18 protein-coding genes are annotated in these 17,478 nt (G+C 67.4%); 11 read left to right on the top strand and 7 right to left on the bottom strand.

Annotated elements, in window-relative coordinates; translation table 11 throughout:
* Positions 1–125 precede the first annotated feature (125 nt).
* Positions 126–1,505: a PQQ-binding-like beta-propeller repeat protein gene (locus V5A38_RS03025; protein ID WP_332324272.1), complete on the bottom strand. Its 1,380-nt coding sequence runs from the start codon at positions 1,503–1,505 to the stop codon at positions 126–128.
* 33 nt (positions 1,506–1,538) lie between these two features.
* Positions 1,539–2,609 (bottom strand): hypothetical protein, encoded by a 1,071-nt coding sequence (locus V5A38_RS03020; protein ID WP_332324271.1) that lies wholly within the window; start codon positions 2,607–2,609, stop codon positions 1,539–1,541.
* Between the two features lie 446 nt (positions 2,610–3,055).
* Here V5A38_RS03020 and V5A38_RS03015 point away from each other — a divergent pair, with 446 nt between their 5' ends.
* The 4 genes from V5A38_RS03015 to V5A38_RS03000 all read left to right on the top strand — a co-directional run bounded on the left by V5A38_RS03015 (position 3,056) and on the right by V5A38_RS03000 (position 5,491).
* Positions 3,056–3,508, top strand: a complete 453-nt coding sequence (locus V5A38_RS03015; protein WP_332324270.1) for a hypothetical protein — start codon at positions 3,056–3,058, stop codon at positions 3,506–3,508.
* Positions 3,499–4,296, top strand: a complete 798-nt coding sequence (locus tag V5A38_RS03010; RefSeq protein WP_332324269.1) for an adenosylcobinamide-GDP ribazoletransferase — start codon at positions 3,499–3,501, stop codon at positions 4,294–4,296. The genes V5A38_RS03015 and V5A38_RS03010 overlap by 10 nt, the downstream gene beginning before the upstream one ends.
* Positions 4,297–4,554: 258 nt before the next feature.
* Positions 4,555–4,971 (top strand): cupin domain-containing protein, encoded by a 417-nt coding sequence (locus V5A38_RS03005; RefSeq protein WP_332324268.1) that lies wholly within the window; start codon positions 4,555–4,557, stop codon positions 4,969–4,971.
* Positions 4,972–5,020: 49 nt separating this feature from the next.
* Complete coding sequence (locus V5A38_RS03000) at positions 5,021–5,491, top strand: cupin domain-containing protein (RefSeq protein ID WP_332324267.1); 471 nt, start codon at positions 5,021–5,023, stop codon at positions 5,489–5,491.
* Between the two features lie 12 nt (positions 5,492–5,503).
* Here V5A38_RS03000 and V5A38_RS02995 read toward each other — a convergent pair whose 3' ends face one another.
* From V5A38_RS02995 to V5A38_RS02975, 5 genes are all read right to left on the bottom strand, one after another.
* Positions 5,504–6,853, bottom strand: coding sequence for a CapA family protein (locus V5A38_RS02995; protein ID WP_332324266.1), 1,350 nt, complete (start codon positions 6,851–6,853; stop codon positions 5,504–5,506).
* Positions 6,850–8,196 (bottom strand): M28 family metallopeptidase, encoded by a 1,347-nt coding sequence (locus V5A38_RS02990; RefSeq protein WP_332324265.1) that lies wholly within the window; start codon positions 8,194–8,196, stop codon positions 6,850–6,852. The genes V5A38_RS02995 and V5A38_RS02990 overlap by 4 nt, the downstream gene beginning before the upstream one ends.
* A gap of 157 nt (positions 8,197–8,353) precedes the next feature.
* The gene (locus V5A38_RS02985) at positions 8,354–9,436 is read right to left on the bottom strand and encodes a C45 family autoproteolytic acyltransferase/hydolase (protein ID WP_332324264.1); all 1,083 of its coding nucleotides are present in this window, start codon (positions 9,434–9,436) and stop codon (positions 8,354–8,356) included.
* A gap of 37 nt (positions 9,437–9,473) precedes the next feature.
* Positions 9,474–9,848 carry a hypothetical protein gene (locus V5A38_RS02980; RefSeq protein ID WP_332324263.1) on the bottom strand — a complete coding sequence of 125 codons (375 nt, stop codon included), beginning with the start codon at positions 9,846–9,848 and terminating at the stop codon, positions 9,474–9,476.
* Between the two features lie 48 nt (positions 9,849–9,896).
* On the bottom strand, positions 9,897–11,009 hold the full coding sequence (locus V5A38_RS02975) for a glycosyltransferase (RefSeq protein ID WP_332324262.1): 1,113 nt from the start codon (positions 11,007–11,009) through the stop codon (positions 9,897–9,899).
* Positions 11,010–11,098: 89 nt separating this feature from the next.
* On the opposite strand from V5A38_RS02975, the gene V5A38_RS02970 reads away from it, so the two are divergent.
* From V5A38_RS02970 to V5A38_RS02940, 7 genes are all read left to right on the top strand, one after another.
* A complete protein-coding gene (locus tag V5A38_RS02970) occupies positions 11,099–13,060 on the top strand; it encodes an aldo/keto reductase (protein ID WP_332324261.1) in 1,962 nt (653 codons plus the stop codon).
* Entirely contained in the window at positions 13,057–13,899 is an 843-nt protein-coding gene (locus tag V5A38_RS02965; RefSeq protein ID WP_332324260.1) for a CDP-alcohol phosphatidyltransferase family protein, read from the top strand. Before V5A38_RS02970 ends, V5A38_RS02965 begins: the two co-directional genes overlap by 4 nt.
* Positions 13,900–14,066: 167 nt before the next feature.
* A complete protein-coding gene (locus tag V5A38_RS02960) occupies positions 14,067–15,068 on the top strand; it encodes a zinc-binding alcohol dehydrogenase (protein WP_332324259.1) in 1,002 nt (333 codons plus the stop codon).
* Positions 15,065–15,511, top strand: coding sequence for a 6-carboxytetrahydropterin synthase (locus V5A38_RS02955; RefSeq protein ID WP_332324258.1), 447 nt, complete (start codon positions 15,065–15,067; stop codon positions 15,509–15,511). The genes V5A38_RS02960 and V5A38_RS02955 overlap by 4 nt, the downstream gene beginning before the upstream one ends.
* The gene (locus tag V5A38_RS02950) at positions 15,508–16,365 is read left to right on the top strand and encodes a class I SAM-dependent methyltransferase (RefSeq protein WP_332324257.1); all 858 of its coding nucleotides are present in this window, start codon (positions 15,508–15,510) and stop codon (positions 16,363–16,365) included. The genes V5A38_RS02955 and V5A38_RS02950 overlap by 4 nt, the downstream gene beginning before the upstream one ends.
* A gap of 3 nt (positions 16,366–16,368) precedes the next feature.
* Positions 16,369–16,923: a metal-dependent hydrolase gene (locus V5A38_RS02945; RefSeq protein ID WP_332324256.1), complete on the top strand. Its 555-nt coding sequence runs from the start codon at positions 16,369–16,371 to the stop codon at positions 16,921–16,923.
* 82 nt (positions 16,924–17,005) lie between these two features.
* The coding region (locus V5A38_RS02940; RefSeq protein ID WP_332324255.1) for an ATP-binding cassette domain-containing protein at positions 17,006–17,478 on the top strand (473 nt) is incomplete at its 3' end.

The following is a 17,478-nucleotide window of genomic DNA, read 5'->3' as shown; positions in this document are numbered from 1 at the left end:
GAAAGTTTCTCTACATCCCGCCTCCACGCTCCAGTATGGGACGGACAACGCTCACTGTCGAAAGGATGGCCTGTGGCGGCTGTGAGACGAACGTCGAGGACGCCGGCTACAGCGTCGCGACGTGATCAGTCCAGCGTGATTCCGTAGACCGACTGGGTCTCCGTCGCGACTGCGAGCATGTTTCCAACGGTTTCGAAGGCGACCGCTGGTCCGGGAATCGACCGTCGCCATCGCAGACCGCCATCGCTGACCCGCCGGGCCTCGATACTCGTCTCGCGCCCGTTCCGGGAGCCGACAAGCAGCGTGTCGCCTGCCAGTGAGAGCTGCGCGTCGCCCTCGCCTGCGACGTCCGTGCGCCACAGTTCTGCGCCGGAGTCGGCGTCAACGGCCACCACCGGGCCATCGAGAACCGAACAGTAGAGCACACCCTCCCACTCGAGCGGTGCGTGTAGTTTGTCGCCGTACTCCTGACGCCAGCGGGCCTCGCCGGTTGCCGCGTCGCGGGCGAACAGCAGGCCGTCGAACTCAGTCGCGACCACGGCGTCCCCAACTGCTGTGGCGCTTGTCACCACGAACGGGGAGGCGGCATCGAGACCGTGGGTCCACGACGTCGAGCCGTCGGTGGCGTCGATCCCAGCGATTCCGTAGCTGTCTTGGCCTTCGATGGCGGCGAACAGGTGACCGGCCGCGGTCGGCAGCGGGCGTTCGTGGCCGTGGAGCGCCTCGACGCGCCGCTGCCAGCGAGTCGAGCCGTCACTGGTCCTGAGCGAGGCGATTGCCAGGCCACCGTAATCCGCGTAGAGTGTCTCGTCAGCCACACGGCCATCTGAGGCGTCACCACCCTCGACAGCCCACTGTTCGGTGCCGGTTTCGAGGCTAACCGCGAACGTCGTTTCACCGGCTGGCTGGAGATGGTCGTCGGCCGTGCCGAGATACGCAGCCTCGGCGTCGAAGCCGTAGGGCCGGAGGAACGCATCACGCGTTGGGGACTGCCACCGGATCGTCCCGTCGGTCTCGACTCGGACGAGCCGCTGGCTGACCCCTTGGAGTCCGGTGCTCTGCCCGATGGGGAGGTAGACCGAATCGCGATGGACGTGAACGTCCGACGTCGGCGCATCGTCGAGTTCACGGTGCCACTCGATCTCTCCGTCCGGATGCGAGAGCGCCGCGAGATGGCCAACGGACTCCTCACCGGTCCTGGGAGTCCCGGCAAGCGACGACCCCGTAGCGACGAACAGGTGGTCGCCGGAGGCCGACGGCTTCACGATCCTGTCGCCCGGGAAGTCGACCCGCCAGGGGACTCGTTCGTCATCGAGCCGGACGTGTTCCGGCTGCTGTGGCTCCGTCGGCGTCCCAGTCGGCGGCTCAGGCGTCGCAGTTGTCGGTTCCGTCGTCGTCTCTCCAGCGGTGGTCGTTCTCGGCGTCGGCGACCCGGAGGAATTGCTGCTACAGCCGGCGAGGGTGACGGCCAGCCCGGAGAGGAGGGCGCGGCGAGTGGGGACCATGGCGAGGCGTTGCTGCCCGGTGGCTAAATGTTTTCAGGCGACCGACTGGTCCGTCACCAGCGACGCCACCCGGTCTGGCCGGTTCATTCCCGCACAGAGCACCAGCAAGATCAGATCTGTGCCGTCCTCGATGGGGGTGTCGCCACCCCGAACGGTGCTTCCGGCTGTTTCTCTCGCGACCGTTCCCCGGGCGTCCGCGATGGCTTCACGGTTGAGCCAGGCCGGCGGCCCGGCTGTCACCACGAGCGCCCGACTCGTCCGGGAGAGGTCACAGTCGAGCGAGCGGTGTCTGAACAGCGCCCGCTGAACGGCAGTTTCGATGGTGCTGTAGCTCTCGATCTTGTCGGGGGTTTCCGACCGCGACAGCAGGCGGTCGAGGAAGGAGGCTGGCTCGCGGACCTGCGTCCGCGTGTATCCCATCGTCGCGTAGCCGCCCTCCCCCAGCGTGGCGATGATCTCACTGGCATCGACGACGGTTTCACCCACGGCGGCCGCAGTCGAGGCTTCCCCGGCGGTGAACAGCGGGCGTAGCCACTCCTCGATTGTGGCGTTGGCGTCAGCGTAGGCCGTGGCGGCCTCGGCGTCGGGCGGGCGTTCCTCGGGTACATCGAGCACGTCGTTATCGAAGAGAAGCTGTGCATCGACGGTTGCCTCCAGGCCGAGCAGGCCGACTCTGGCGTTCTCGACGGCCGCTGTATCGTCCGTTCCGGGAATGACCGTCAGTGCGTAGACGGGCTTCCCGATGCGCTCTTTGAGCGCGTCGACGAGCACGGGCGCCGCACCTGCACCGGTCGCCCCGCCGACGCCGACGGTGACGAGAACGCCCGCGGCGTCGCTCGGTACGGCGTCACTGGCAGCCTGTCGGAGTTCCAGAGCGTTCGCCTCCGCGGCCTCACGAACGGCGACAGCGTCGCCGGTCGACCGGGCGCTGCTCCCGAACGCGTGGCGATTCTCCTGTTCGACCTCCAGTCGTCCGAGACTCTCGATGTCGGTGTCAAAAGCGCTGGTTTCGGCGAGATACTGACGGTCGTCTGGCTCGGCCGCGGCGAGCTGGTCGGCCAACCGGCAGCCCGCGCCGCCGACGCCGAGGACGGCGAGTTTCACGGTTCAGGGTTACCGGCCTCCGCCATAGATGCTTCGTCAGACTCGCTGTAAGCGGGCTTTCGGTTGAACGACCGGTCATCGACTTTCTGATTTGGCGCCCACCAGGTAGCAGCGCGGGAGCTCTCGGTGCTCTGCCTGGTGGGGGAGAATAGCTGGGACCAGATATCGATTGTCGAGCCAGTATCTGAGGGCTGGGGCTCCGACGGCCCAGTTATCGGCGAGTGGCGTGCTCTCGTTCTCTCTGCTGTTCCCTCTTATTGGCCGCGGTTTCACCTCTGTTGGCCGACCTCTCGGGTGGGTATCCCCTGGTCGATCTGCGCCGCGAGACCGGATGCATAAACCACAAATAGCGATACAAAACGGCCTATTCTGTCACGAGTGCGCCGGGTAACCAGAGCTTGCTCCGAGCCAAAACGCTTAGCGAGTGCGGGGGGTACCACGGGACAATGGCCGACGATACTGATGGTGATGCGGGGACCCCCGAAGTAACTCCCGGCGAGGGCAGAACGCCCGAAGCAGAACAGGCGGTCGTCAGCGACGCCGTGGGCGCGGGGTTCGACCGCGAGGTGGCGTCGGTTCCGGGGCCCGCCACCGCGCTCGTCCTCGCTGTCACCGCGGGTGCACAGTGTGCACTCGTCCGAGTGCGGTCGGTCGCCACAGTCCTGCACTCGCCGAACTCCGGCTGGCCCATGGCGACGGTGGCCGCGGTGTGTGACTATCGCCTCGATGCCCCCGGAACCTCCGGCCTGTTTCCCGAGCGCCCGCTACCCGACGCAGGGACCGCTACCGCCGGTATCGACGTGATGCGCCGCGACGGCGTGGTGAGGTCCCCCCTGATTAGGGTCACTACGGGACTGTTCGGCGAGCTCTCCGCCGCCAGGGGCGAGGGATGCTTCTGAGCGCGCTTCGTGGGGCCGTCGGCTTCCTCACCCGGGTTCGGGTTAGCGGGGATCAAGCCGACTGGCGAGCGTTCACTGACGCGCCCTGGGCGTTCCCGGTCGTAGGCGCCGGCGTTGGACTGCTGTTGGGCGCGCTGACGGCCCTACTGCACTGGGTCGGCCTCGGCGGCGCGACAGGTGTGCTCTTTCTCGCAGTGCTTCTTGCGCTGCTGGGCATCGCTCATTTCGAGGGCGTCGCCGATCTCGGGGACGCCGTCGTCGTCCACGGCGACGCGGAGACGCGGGTTGAGGTACTGAAAGACAGCGATGTCGGCGTCGGCGCCGTCGTCGCGCTGGTGCTCGCGCTGCTCGGCACGGCGTCGGTCGTCGGCTCTCTCGGCGCGCTCCCCGCGCGACAGGTCGTCGCAGTCGTCACCGCCGCGGAGATCGGTGCTAAAACCGCGATGGCCGGCATCGCCTGCCTCGGCACTGCGCGCCACGAGGGGCTGGGCTCACAGTTCACGGAGTGGAACGGCCGGCGGGAACTCGGTGGCGTTACCCTCGTAGCGCTGGCGCTCTGGCTCCCGCTGCTCGCTGTCGCCCCGGGGCCGGCTTCAGTCGTCACCGGTGCCTTCCTTGGCGCGCTACTGGGCGGCGGGCTTCTGGCCTACTGGGCGAACAGCCTGCTCGCCGGCGTTCGCGGCGACATCTTCGGCGCCGTCGACGTGACGGGCCGCCTGGTCGGGCTCTACGCAGCCGTCGCAGTGGCCCGGCTTCTCGGCGCAGTTGGCACCGGGGTGGCCGGATGAACTCGCTCTCGACCTGCGGCAGCTCGCGCCTGCGCCCCCAATGCGATCAGTGCGAGGCTCGTGGCGCGGTATCCCGGTCGGGAGATGCCCAATGGCGTCGACGTGCCCGGCACAGGATCCTCGCCGATGAGCCCGCGAGCGTGTTCCAGCCCTGAGACAACGAAGCTTCTTCGCGGGAGCGCCCCGAATCGGCGTACGGAACGGGCTTCGATCGAACAGATTCCACCGCAGGGCGAGGGCGGAACCACCAGCCATCGTGTGCTCTCGGACCCGCTGGATGCGACGGATTTCGCCATCAACCACTACCATCTCGAGACAGGCGAGCGGTTCTCCGGTGGGCTCCACGCCCATCTGGATCAGGAGGAAGTGTTCTACGTCATCTCCGGCACTGCGACGTTCGAGACGCGCGAGGAGCCCCTCGGGGAGACCCGGACGGTTGACGTTGGCCCGGACGAAGCCGTGCGATTCGCACCTGGTGAGTACCAGACCGGTGCGAACGAGGGGGTCGAACCGGTCGAGGCGCTCGCGTTCGGCGCCCCAACCGGGAGTAGTGAGATGCGTGTTCCTGGACCGTGTGGAGACTGTGGCGCCGAGTCGTTGGAACTCGACTTCGGAGCCGGGCAGCACAGGAGACGTTGTCTCGACTGCGGTACGGAGACCGACCTGAACGTCTAAGTCCGCTGCGGACGATGGTTTCTTGCAATCGTAGCAGTAACCAGGTGCCATGGAACACGTGTCAGTCGATGACGTCGGCTCGGAGGAACAGGCCAGGCGACTCGGGCTTTCGAACCCGCTGAACACCGCGGATTTCGCCATCAACCGCTACAGCCTCGACCCCGGCGAGGAGTTCTCGGGCGGTCTCCACACCCATCTCGACCAGGAGGAGGCGTTCTACGTCATGTCGGGGACGGCCAGCTTCGAACACACAAATGAGCCCCTCGGTGACACGGAGACGGTGGAGGTCGGTCCAGAGGAAGCCGTCCGATTCGGGCCCGGCGAGTATCAGACCGGCAGCAATGATGGCGACGAGCCGGTTGAGGCGCTCGCGTTCGGCGCGCCGAAGGAGAGCGAGGACGTGCGCGTCCCCGGCCCGTGTCCGTCGTGTGGGAACGAGGCACTGCAGGTGACGTTCGAAGGCGGGGAGATGGGAACAGTCTGTCCGGAGTGCGGCACAGAGCCCAGCGCCGAAGAGTAACGGCAGAGAGCCCTAAACGTCGATAACCCCGATGCCGTCCTCGATGGCGATCTCCGTCCCGTAGGGCGCCGAGAGCCCAGCCAGGTTCTCCAGAATCTCCACGGCTTCCTCCCCTGCGGCGGGCCGAGGCATCCCCCGGTCGGGGCGCGCCGCTTCGTAGCCAAGACTCACCGGCTGGCACTCGATGTGACTGAGCCCGTCATCATCGAACGAACAGACCGGGAGCACCGTCCGCCAGTAGGCCGGGTTCGAAAGGAACCCCACACGGTTCCCGTCGTCGTCGAACACGCGGGCGTCGAACAGCTCTGACGGCGACGCCGTGAGCGGGTCGAGTTCGTAGCGCTCGTAGATATCGGCCGGCAGCTTGGTCACCGTCTCGTTCCCCATGACGAAATCGCCGAGGCTGTAGAACAGAGGCGCGCCGTCGTACACCTCGATGCCACGGAGGACGTGCGGACCGTGGACGACGACCGCGTCGGCGCCGGCGTCGACGGCGTCACGGGAGAGCTGCTCGAGCCAGGCGGGCACGGAGTGGTCGTTGATGAGCGCGCCCTCGCCCTCGTGGCTGTGGACACTGGCGACCACCCAGTCGGCCTGTCGCGACGCTTCCCGAACGGAATCGAGATACGCCTCGCTGTCGGATTCTTCGGGCGTGCGGGTGACCGTTGGCTCTTCGTCCGCCTCGGTCGCAACGAACTGCAGGTTGCCGCCGTGGGGGGTGGGGAACGCGAACCCCTCCGCCTCGTCGCTTGGAATCGGGAACCCCTCTTCACGCCGGCGCTCGCGTTCGGCATCGACGCCAGTGCGTTCAGCGATTCCCTCGAGCGTCTCCAGGTCGGACTCGCTGACGCGGAGCTCGGTCTCGAGTCGGAGCGGCGCAACCCCCGGTCGCCCGCGCATGTCAGGTCGCTGTCTCCCGGCGACCGTTCCCGGGGTGATCGTCGAGCAGGCGGCGACGAGCCCCACACGGCCCGCTTCCGTGTCCGTGTAGGCGGGTTCGAGGGCGGTCCCGAGGTTGCGGCCGAGCCCCGCACTCGGGATGTTCCGGCTCTCGAGTGCCTCGAGCGTGTCGAGCAGTCCGCGAGTCGAGTAGTCGCCAGCGTGGTTCGTCGCCGCCGCGAACAGGTCGAAGCCGGCCCACGTCAGGTCGTCGGCGACCGACGGCGGCGCGCGCATGTACGTTCCACCGCTGTTGGCTGCCGGCGGACCGTCGTAGTCGTGGAGCAGCACCTCCAGGTTCACGACGCCGGCGTCTGCCTCCCGAACCGGGTCGAACATTGCCGCCGTCTCGCCGTCCACGGCGTCTCGCAGGGACCGCGTGAGGATCGCGTCGCCGGCGGCGGCGAGTGTGAATTCCGTCATGCTTCGAAGGGCCAGCTTCCGGCATTGCGCATGCCCTCCTCGTAGCCCTCTTCGATCGTCGCCTCACGGATCTCGGCGACGGATTTGTGCTCGATCTCCCGGTCAGCTTCGGCGACCTTCGCCGTCGCAGCCGCGAACGCCACCGAGAGCTCTCGGAGGTCGCGTTTGTCCAGTTTGTCGAGCGTGTCGCCGTGGGTGTGGCCCCAGCCGCGGCCGCTCCCCTCGGATTTCGAGCGCACCTGTGCGCCCGGTATGCCGCGTTGGACGAACGGCCAGTGGTCCGAGTGCGGGCTGATCTCGTCGTTGACGTCGATGGGGACGCCCAACTCCGCGGCGGTCTCCTCGAAGGCGTCGCCGATGGGATCGAAGCGGTGGGTGTAGACGTCCATGTTTCGCGAGTAGCCCGCGCCGTCGGCGTTGAGAATCGCTTTCACCTGGCTGTCGGGGTGGGTTTCGACCCAGTGGTAGGCGCCGAACAGGCCGACCTCTTCACTCCCGAAGACGAGACAGCGCACCTTCGTCTCGAGCTCGTCCTCAATCTGGGCGAGCAGCCGCCCCACCTCCGCCGAGAGCACGGTCCCGACGCCGTTGTCGTTCGCCCCCTCGGCGATGTCGTGGGCGTCGACGTGCCCTGTCACGAGCACCTCCTCCTCGGTGTCCGGGCCGACGACGGCCTCTATATTGGGCGAGGTGGTCGGCTCGTTCCGGCAGTCGACGTTCAGGGTCGCCTCCACGTCACCATCCTCGCAGTAGCGGACGAGCCGATCGCCAACCTCCTTGCTGACGCCGATGGCGGGAATCGGTCCGGGCCCATCCTCCTTTCCGATACTTCCAGTCGGGGGGAGCGCCCCCTCGATGTGGTTGCGGAAGACGAACGCTGCAGCGCCACCCTCCGCGGCAGCGCCGTACTTCTCACCACGATGGATCCAGCGGCCGTAGTCCTCAGGCGTTGCGCTTGAGGCGGCGACGATCTTGCCCTCTAGCTCGGCGTTCGCGAAATCTGCTGGCCGGCCGTAGCCCACGTCGACCACTTCAGCGGTCACCTCACCCGCGGGCGTCCCCGGGAGCGCGATACTCTGGTAATCGGCGTCGAACGTGTGCTCGCGGTCGGCGCGGACCGCGAGCGAAGAGAAGCCGCGCCACCAGCCCGGAATCTCGAAGTCGGTGATCTCGGCCTCGCGCAGGCCGTGTCGTTCGAAGGCGTCCTTGACCAGTTCAGCGGCCTCGTGCTCGCCGGACTGGCCGGCCATCCGGTTGTCGAGGTCCACCATCTCCGTCAGCAGCTCCCAGTGGTGGTCGCTGTAGTACGCATCGCCGAGCAGCCCTCTGTCAAGCGTTGGCATGCAGACTCCTCTCGTCGGCGCGTACTTCGCTGTTTGGTTCGTCCCTCTTCTGTGCCGGAACCGCCCCCGCGGCGTTCGCCGGAACCGAAAGGTGTTGAAAACCAGGTCCCGAGTGCTGGCTATGGAGACCGAAGCGGTCGTCGACTGATCGGCACGCTCAACGGTCCGCGACTGCCGCTCGTTCCTCGAACGCCCCTAACGTTTCGTGACGGAGCCGATAGGCCGCCGGCTGCTGCTCACAGGGGTGTCCCTGCCCCGCCCGCATCCGTGCATCGCCGCCGACGAACACCGCCGACCCGACCGTCGTCGACTCCGTCAGGCGCTCCGAATCGCCGTCCCCGGTCGTCGGATGTCGACAGATGGAGTTTGCCCCCGGACCGTGTCGGTGGTCACGAGCAACCTGCTCGAGGTCCCTTGGCTCGACTTCGGCGGGCAACCCCTCGATCAGTTCGCGGAGCCGTCGAAGCCGTAACGCCGTGCTCGGGGCGCCAGTCTCCGCCATTCCGGGGAAATGGTTCGTCCTGGCAGTGATCCCGTCGGCGACCCCCTCGACACGCTCCTCGGCTGGGTCGACCTCCAGCAGTTCAGCGTTCGCATCGTCAGCCAAGAACAGTGTCAGCCCCTTCGCCGTCCCCGTTGGGAGCGCCCTGGCGCGGTCAATCGCCTCCTGCACAGAGTCAGATCGCTCCAGCAGGTCACGGACGATCACCCCGTTCCGGAGACGGTCGGCCTCGGGCACTCCCTCCCGACGGTTATCGACGAACGTGTTTGCGACGACGAGCCCTGCGCTATTTACGCCCTGGTAGATCAGGACGTGTCCGGCCGTCGTCGTCGTGAGGAAGCCGTTGTACGGACCCAGCGGCGGGACCTCCAGTACGACCTGCGGTCGGAACCCGCGGGACTTGATATCGCGGTTCTTCAGTACCATCGGCGACGACGACGAGCGGTCGGCCGGGACGAGGAGATTCGAACAGCCCTCTCCCGGCTCTCTGGGTTCGGGGGCGCCGCCAGGGGAGAGGGCATCCTGAAACGCCGACGTTCCGAACGCGTACACGCGAAGGTCGGTATCCGGGGTCGCAAGTTCCTCGGCCATCCCTGCAAACGCAATGCGGTGGCGCTGCGGCACCGACGCCTCGACGCGCGCGGCCGCCTCGACGATGGCCGTTCGGTCGATGCCGTGGGACGCGAGTGCGCCAGCGGATCCCCCTGGCGGCGACGGAGCCAGCGAGGGGGGAATCACCGGCCGGCCCAACGTGTTCCGCCGGCAGGATATTCTGTCAGTCCTGCCGGTAGAGCATCACGAGCGCCACGATGAGGACGGCCTGGACGACCTTGTCGCCGATGCCCAGCGGCGAGAAGTCGGGAGCGTTGGCCACGTACCACGCGACGATCTGGCCGAGCGTGAACGGAATCCCGAGCAGGATAAACTCCTGGCGACGGTAGTCCACGAGGATGGCGGCGATACCGCCCAGAAAGCCCACGCCGGCGACGATGAAAGCGATCCCGAGCCCACCCGGGACCAACGCTGCTGCGAGCACGAGATGGAGGATGCCCGTCACCGCTGCCAGCGCGATGCCCACCCAGTGCAGTCGTGTGAGCTCGTCCGTCGATACTGTCAATCCGCTCTCCGCCGTGTCAGTGACGGTTGACATATCCTAACAACAGTGTAGAACCCCATCAATCTACGCCCCAAACGGCCCTCACCCCCTCGTGAGCACGGCTGCGACGTGGGCACGAATCTCGTCGGCGAAGCGCTCCCGACCGAACCGGTTCCGGGGGCGTGTCGGGCGGCGGTCGGCGTCGATTGCCGCTCCCAGAAGCGCGGTTGCCTCGTCGATATCGCTGAAAAGGTGCGTCTCATCCCCGTCGAGCACATCCACCTGCCCGCCCTCGTCGGGCGCGAGGGCGAACATCCCGGCAGCGACGTACTCCGCGACGGCCATGCCGAAGTGTTCGTCCGGCTTTGCGTTCAACCCGTACCGGTTCCGACCGAGCAGGTTGCGGATTCGCTGCCGCGAGACGTCCGTCTCCAGCGAGACGTAGGGGCGCTCGCTCACCGCCGTCCGGACGCGAGAAACGTAGTTGCGGTAGGCGGACGGGGCTGATCCGACGATCGTACAGGAGACGTCGTACCCAGCCTCCTGGAGCCCATCGACGACATGGATGGCGTCGAGTGTCCGCTTGTCCGGCGCAATCCGGCCCAGCACGACGATGCCTGGCTCACGCTCCTCCCACGGCTTCCCCTCGATGGGGTCGACTGGTGGGTGACAGACCGCCGGACGGTGACCGTAGATATCCGCGACGACGTCGGCGGTCCACGACGAGTTCGCCAGCAGGCACACATTGCGCTCGAGTTCGGGCCCTGTTGGCGCGGCGAGATGACTCCACAGTCCGTCGAGTCGGCCCGAGTCACCCGCATCAGTTCGCTCGAGATTGAACTGTGGGAAATGCACGTACTGCACAGAGGGCAACGGAAGCGAAAGCTCGTTCGCGGTGCTCACAGCGAGGTCGAACGCGTCGGCGTGGCGCCGGAAGAACGCGCTGAGGAGGACGCTTCGAGCGGCCAACTGCGGGCCCATGGCCGGTGCGAGGATCGAGAAGCCCGTCGCAATCGCAGTCGCCCCGGGTGGCGCTGCAACCTGCACGTCCAGGTCGACGTCGAACTGCGCCGCGACGGCCGCCGGGTTCGACTGGGAGACGGTGAACAGCGTCACGTCGTGTGATTCCGCCAGCGCGGCGCAGGTGTGGACACAGACCGCATCGGCGCCGCCGCGGAAATCGAGGGTGTTGTGCAGCACTGCGATCCGGGCCATAGCTCCCGTTTGTCGCCGGCCGGCTTCAACCCCGGCCCGGCGGGTTCCGGCAACCCTGACTATATTAGCCGGTAGGTCCCTGGATAAATGTGGACTGCGTGTTCGTCGGAGCGGGCGCCGTCGCCAGCGCGTACGCGGAGGGCGTTCCAGCGTCAGCGCTCCGGCTCACGGCCGTCTGCGATCGGGTTCACGAGCGCGCCGCCTCGCTGGCGGGCGGGCAGCCTGACGAACCGGCAGTGTACACCGACCTCGACGCGATGCTCGCGGCCGAATCCGCGCCACTCGCGGTGAACCTGACGAGCCACGGCGCACACGCCGAGGTCACGGAGCGCTGTCTCGAGGCCGATCGACACGTGTTCTCCGAGAAACCGCTCGCGCTGGACGCCGACCGGGCGGCGGGCCTGGTCGAGATGGCAGAAACCCGGAGCCTGGCGCTTGGCTGTGCGCCTATCAACGACCGCTGCGATGCCCAGCGCCACGCCAAGGCGTTCGTCGACGACGGTCGCCTCGGCGAGATCGGGTTCGCGACGGCGACGGCGAACGTCGGTCGAGTCGACCAGTGGCACGACCGGCCGGAGTCGTTCCTCCAGGTCGGTCCGCTCTACGACGGCGCCGTCTACCCGCTCTCCCTGCTCGTCGCGTGGTTCGGCCGCGTCGCCACGGTCCGGCGCGCCGACGCCATCGACGCCTGGCCCGGCGACGAGCCCCCTGCGGGACTCCCGCACGTCGAGGCGACGCTCGAGTTCGCCGATGGACCGGTCGTCGCGCTCCGGGCCAGTTTCTACGTGGACCACCGCAGTCGGGAGTTCTATGGCCTCGAACTCCACGGCGACGACGGCACGCTCTACGTGCGTGACACTGGCTCGCTCGAGGCCGATCGTGATACGGTAACGCTCCGAGGCGGCGACCGAGAGTCGACGGTTGCGCCGCATCCGCAGCCGCGACGCGAACGCAGTTACATCGAGGGGCCTGAACGGCTCGCCGAAACTGTCGACCGTGGGGCCACATCTCGCCAAAGCGCTCGCCGGGCCGCGCACGTCGTTGCTGTCTGCAACGCTATCGAGTGCGCAGCGGAGACTGCAGGGTCGATCGTTGTCGATGCTGAGACCGGCGTCCCAGCGCCGCGGGAGCGAACACCAGCGGTGAGCGCTCCACCGTCCCGGCCGGACCGAGGGGCAATCAGACTGCCGCCGGTGGGGTTCGGCTGCTCCCGGTATCGGGACGGGCGCTACGTCGAGCCTGCGCTCGGCACCGCGCTGGATGCCGGCTACCGACTGTTCGATACCGCCGAGCTCTACGGCAACGAGTGGCGTCTCGGCGAACTCCTCGACGGGCCAGGCGCGCCTGCCCGGGAGTCGCTGTTCCTCATCGGCAAGCCGTGGCGGACGAACCACGGCGCCGATGAGCTGCAGGCTGCCTGTGAGAGCTCGCTCGACGAGCTCGGCGTCGAGACCTTCGACTGCTACGCCCTCCACTGGCCGGGCGCGTGGGAGCACCAGGGGACGCTCACAGAACTCTCGAAACAGCCGGTGGCGGCCCAGGAGCGGCTGACGTTCCCGACAGATACCGACGGGACGCCGCGGCAGGCGGACCACGGCCTCGTGGAAAGCTGGCGCCGACTCGAACGCGTTCACGAGCGCGGACTCGCGCGAACGCTCGGCATCTCTAACGTCACACTTCCGCAGTTGGCCCGGCTGGTCGACGCGGCGAACGTCCCGCCCGCGCTCGTCCAGATCGAGCGGCATCCGTACCAGCCTCGCGAGCGGCTTGTGGACTGGTGTCACCGCCGCGGCATCAGGGTCGTCGCCCACTCGCCGCTCTCGGCGCCAGGGCTCCTCGATGAATCAGTCGTCGAGACAGTGGCCCAAGAGCTGGGGGTGACTCCCGCAACAACGGTGCTCGCCTGGAACGTAACACGTGGCGTCGTTCCGATTCCGTCGACGACGGATGCAGCGCACGTCGTCTCGAACCTCGCTGCGGCCCGCCACAGAGTCGACGAGGAGGCATATGACCGCCTGACTGGGCTCAGAGACCCGGAGTTCGCCCGATGAGCACGCCGAGATCCCTCCATTGGCAATGGTGGGCGACAACTATCGGGTTCGTTCTCGCGGCGGTGATGGTGTTTACTGCCACGCGAGACCGGTTCTCCATGGCCACCGCAGCGATGTGGGCCACCGCGGCGGCGATTCCGCTTGGCTACGTGCTCTGGTTTCTCAGGGACTCACTGGCGCTGAACCGGGCGCCCGAGACGGCGGCGCTGAGCGACGGCGGGGTCCGCATCTACCCGACGCTGGGCATCGCGAACGGGGTCACCGTCGTCCGGGGCTGGCTGTTCGCCGGCGTGGCCGGCTTCATCCTCGTCGTCCCACCGGTCGAGAGCGCGTGGCGGTGGCTCCCTGTCGGATGGTACGGCATCGGCGTGACGCTTGACCTGGTTGACGGGTTGCTTGCAAAAACCATCGGCCGCCGGACCGTGCTCGGCGAGAAACTGGACATGGCGTTCGACACGCTCGGATTCCTGGTCGCCCCGCTCGTCGGCGTCGTCTGGGGCCGCATCCCCGTCTGGTATCTCTCACTCTCGGCAGCGCGCTACCTGTTCAAGTTCGGCTGCTGGCAGCGCCGCCAACGCGGCCGGTCGGTCGGAGAACTCCCGCCGAGCAGCGTCCGCCGGCTCCTTGCAGGCATCCAGATGGCGTTCATCACTGTCGCCTTACTCCCGGTTGTCCCGGCGTCGGCGGTTCGCCCCGCCGCAGCGGTCGTTCTGCTTCCCTCGCTCCTGCTGTTTGCCCGTGACTACCTGGCTGTTGCTGGCCTGCTCGGCAAGGAGAGCGACCGTGTGAGTAAGGACAACAATCAAACTGATCCGCCCGTTGAGAATATACGTGAGTAACGCTCTGACAGAGGCCACGCGGATAGTAGCTCGCCGACTGGACGACCGGGGGCCCGGTCAGCAGCCACTCCCATTCGTGCAGCGAGCACCACCGCGAAACACGCGCTCGAACCCTGTCTCTCGAGGAGGAGCACATCGACAGTCCACGGGGGCCGACGACTAACCCGATGAACGCACGAACGCTCTACTTCACCGAACCGGGACGTATCGACCTTCACGACGAGCCACTGGAGCCACCGACCGGTGACGACCTGCTCATCGAGACGGCTGCCTCGGGTATCAGCGCGGGCTCGGAGCTGCTGGTCTACCGCGGCGAGTTTCCAGACTCGGTCCCCGTCGACGAAACCATCGACGCGCTGGACGGCGGCTTCGAGTACCCCCTCGCGTACGGCTACTCGGCCGTGGGCGAAGTCGTGGAGACCGGTCCAGAGAGCGAACAGTGGGTCGGACGGCGTGTCTTCTGCTTCGCCCCGCACGCGACACACATCCGGTCGTCGCCCGAGGCAGTCGTCGCGCTGCCGGACGACATCGACACCGAGGCGGCAACGCTTCTCCCGACGGTGGAGACAGCGACCAACCTGGTGCTCGACGGCCACCCGCGTCTCGGCGAGCGCGTCGTCGTCTTCGGCGCCGGCCCAGTGGGGCTCTGTACGACCCACGCCCTCGCAGGCTTCCCGCTGGAGGAGCTCGTCGTCGTCGAACCCATCCAGTCCCGTCGAGAGACCGCACGGGCACTCGGCGCGGACAGGGCGATTTCCCCCGAGGACGATGCACCCTTCGCCAGTGCTGACCCCGGTGGTGCGGACCTCGTCTACGAACTCTCGGGCCGACCGGAGACACTGGACGACGCGATTGCGGCCGCCGGCTACGACAGCCGCGTCGTCGTCGGCTCGTGGTACGGATCGAAACGCGCCGATGTCGACCTCGGTGGCTCGTTCCACCGTAACCGGATCGACCTGCTCTCGAGCCAGGTCAGTAGCCTCGCGCCGGAACTCCGCGGCCGTTGGGACAAACCCCGGCGCTTCGACGTGGCCTTCGACCGACTCCGTCAGCTCGACAGCGACGTACTCGCGACCCACCGCGTCCCGTTCGGCAACGCTGGGGATGCGTACGACCTCCTCGACACCAACCCTGCAGAAGCGCTGCACGTGATACTCACCTACCCATGACTGACCACGACTCCGAGACACCGACTGGCGAGGAATCGAGCACCAAGCACGTGACGGAGGAGACGTACCGACTCACGGTTCGCCGGGAGTTCATCGCCCAGCATTTCCTCACGGTCCCGAACCCCGGACTCGAAGGCGAGGTCCACAGCCACGAGTTCACCGCGGAACTGGTGTTCGCCGGCCCGGAGCTGGGGGAGTACGGCTACCTCGTCGATATCGACACGGTCGAGGCTGCCCTCGACGGCCTGGAGGCCAGATATCGGGACGCGCTGCTGAACGACCTGCCGGAGTTCGGCGACGCGAACCCGAGCGTCGAGCGCTTTGCACGCCTGTTCGGTGACCGCCTCGTCGAACGCCTCGGGGACACAACCCCTACCCGGCTCACCGTCCGGATGTGGGAGGACGACCTCGCCTGGGCGAGCCACGAACGCGTTCTGGAATGAGCCACAGCCACGCCCGGCGGCGGTATCTGACAGCCAAGCAGTCCGTCGACGACCGCGCACGCAGCCGGCGGGTCCGAGCACGGATGTGCAACGCCGTGGCCGAGCAGCCCACGGTCGTCGAGGCTGGCTGTGGCGTCGGCAACTCCGTCGCGTCGCTGCTGGACTGGGGAATCAGCCCGGCGTCGTACCGCGGCGTCGACGCTGACCCGGATATCGTCGCGTTCGCCCGCTCGTTCCTCCCGAAGCTGCTCCGGCGTCGGGGCGACGCGGCCCGGGAGACGGCGGATGGCTGTCTGCTGGGTGGTGAGGCCGACGAGGTCCCTGTGACGTTCCAGGCCGCTGACGCACTGACTGCACTGCCCGGCGCCGACGCCGAGCTCCTCATCGCGCAGTCGTTTCTCGATCTCGTGCCGCTACAGAACGCGCTCGACGCCATCTCCGGCGCGCTCGCGCCCGGGGGGTTCGCGTACGCCCCCCTGACCTTCGACGGAGTGACCCTGTTCCAGCCCGAACACCCGGGCGACGAGCAGGTCATCGCGGCGTATCACGGCGACATCGACGGGACGCCGGGACGTGACAGCCGCGCCGGGCGGCGGCTCATCGACCGGCTTCGCGACCGTGAGGAAGCGCTCCTCGCCGTGGCCGCGTCGGACTGGATCGTCCGACCAGTCGACGGCCAGTACCGCGATGACGAACGCTACTTCCTCGCCTGCATCCTCGAGTTCGTCGCCGAGGCTATCGAGGGCGTCGATTGCGCCGAGGACTGGCTCACGACGCGGCGCGAGCAGCTTTCCAGCGGAGCCCTCACGTTTATCGCGCACGGATACGACCTCCTGTGGCAGCGCCCACGCTGAGCCATGATGGTCATCACCCACGTCGCAATCGGGTTACTCGCCGCCCTCCCCGTGGCACTGTCGATGCCGGAGTTCGCGACCGCCGCAGCCGTCGGCGCGGTCATCGGCGGCGTGTTTCCTGATCTCGACCTGGTCGCGGGCGAGCACCGGCGAACGCTGCATTTTCCGGTTATCGGCCCGCTCCTTGCCCTCCCAGTCATCATCGTCGCGCTATTGGTCCCGTCGAACCTGACGGTTGGGGGTGCGATGGCGGTGACGGCCGCAGCGGTCCATAGCACGAGCGACGTGCTCGGCGCGGGTGAGGAGCTCAGACCCTGGGAGCGGACGAGCACGAACGCGGTGTACGACCACGTCTCGGGACGCTGGTGGCGCGCCAGATACGTCATTCCGTACGACGGCTCGTCCCGTGACCTCGTCGTTGCTGTCCTCGCCGCCGTGCCCCCCCTGTCGGTCTACGACGGTCCAGTCCGGTGGGTGCTTCTTGGCCTGCTCGGTGTTGCCGGGATATATACGCTGTTCCGTCGACGCCTCGCGCCGTACTTCGAAGCGATCGTTTGAGCTACCGCCTTCGATTGTCGAGCGACGGACAGTACATCAGCGCGTAATTTTATCCCATAGCGTCCAGAGGGCTTATTCAGGAATGCAAACGGCACGCTCCACCGCCGACCACCCCGGGTCCGACAACACGCTCCTCTCTGTGTCGGGACTCGTCACCCAGTTCGAGACGTACCGGGGTATCGTGGAAGCGCTGGACGGCGTCCAGCTCTCGGTCGACGAGAACGAGATCGTCGGGATCGTCGGCGAGTCGGGCTGTGGGAAGAGCGTCACCGTTCGGTCGATCCTTCGACTGATCCGCGAGCCGGGCCGGATCGTCGACGGCGAGGTGAACTACCGCGGCGAGAACCTCCTGGAGCTCTCCGAGAAGGAGATGGAACAGCAGATCCGCGGCAACGAGATCGCGATGGTGTTCCAGAACCCCTCGAACGCGCTCAACCCCGCCTACCCGGTTGGTGAGCAGATCGCCGAAGTGTGCCGGGAGATCCGTGGCTTCGACAAGGAGCGCGCCAACGCACGAGCTCTCGAACTGATGGAAGACGTCGGGATCCCGGAGGC

The organism is Halolamina sp. (genome assembly GCF_036626355.1).
Lineage (GTDB): Archaea > Halobacteriota > Halobacteria > Halobacteriales > Haloferacaceae > Halolamina.
The sequence above is the reverse complement of the archived record's forward strand: the minus strand, read 5'-3'. Positions and strand labels throughout refer to the sequence as shown.